1 protein-coding gene is annotated in these 787 nt (G+C 67.7%); it reads left to right on the top strand.

The window, feature by feature from the left end; genetic code table 11:
* Window positions 1-787, top strand: a 787-nt coding sequence (locus tag ADK64_RS07285) for a recombinase family protein (protein ID WP_234384486.1), incomplete at both ends; no start/stop codon positions are given.

Here is a 787-nt window from a genome sequence, read left to right on the forward strand (position 1 = left end):
GATCGAACCCGCCGGCGGCCACATCGTCACCGAGTACTTCGACATCGGCCACAGCCGCTCCCTGCCCTGGCAACGCCGCCCCCGCGCAAACGACCTCCTTCAAGCCCTCCGCGACCCCCACCGCGGATTCGACGCCGTCGTGATCGGAGAGCCACAGCGCACCTTCTACGGCAACCAGTTCGGCAACACCTTCCCCGTCTTCGTCCACTTCCGCATCCCACTCTGGGTGCCGGAGGTCGGCGGCCCCATCGACCCCGACAACGAAGCCCACGACCTCGTCATGTCCGTCTTCGGCGGCATGAGCAAAGGCGAACGCAACCGCATCAAAATCCGGGTGCGCACCGCGATGAGTTCCCAGGCAAAGCTCCGGGGCCGCTACCTCGGCGGTCGGCCGCCCTACGGCTACCGGCTCACCGACGCCGGAACCCACCCCAACCCCGCCAAAGCAGCCACCGGACAGCTCCTGCACAAACTCGAACCCGACCCCGAAACCGCACCCGTCGTGCTGCGCATCTTCACCCTCTACGTCGGCACCCCATACATCGACGGCATGAGCGACGAGACCATCGCCCGCCGCCACGACCAAGACGGCATCCCCTGCCCCTCCGCCCACGACGCCGCCCGCAACCCCCACCGCCCAAAAACCGGATGGCAGGCCGGCGCGGCCAGAGCCATCCTCCTCAACCCCCGCTACACCGGCCACGAGGTCTGGAACAAGCAACGCAAGGAAGAACGCCTCATCGACGTCGACGACGTCACCCTCGGCCACCGCACCACCATGACCCGC

Source organism: Streptomyces sp. MMG1121, from assembly GCF_001280015.1.
GTDB lineage: Bacteria > Actinomycetota > Actinomycetes > Streptomycetales > Streptomycetaceae > Streptomyces.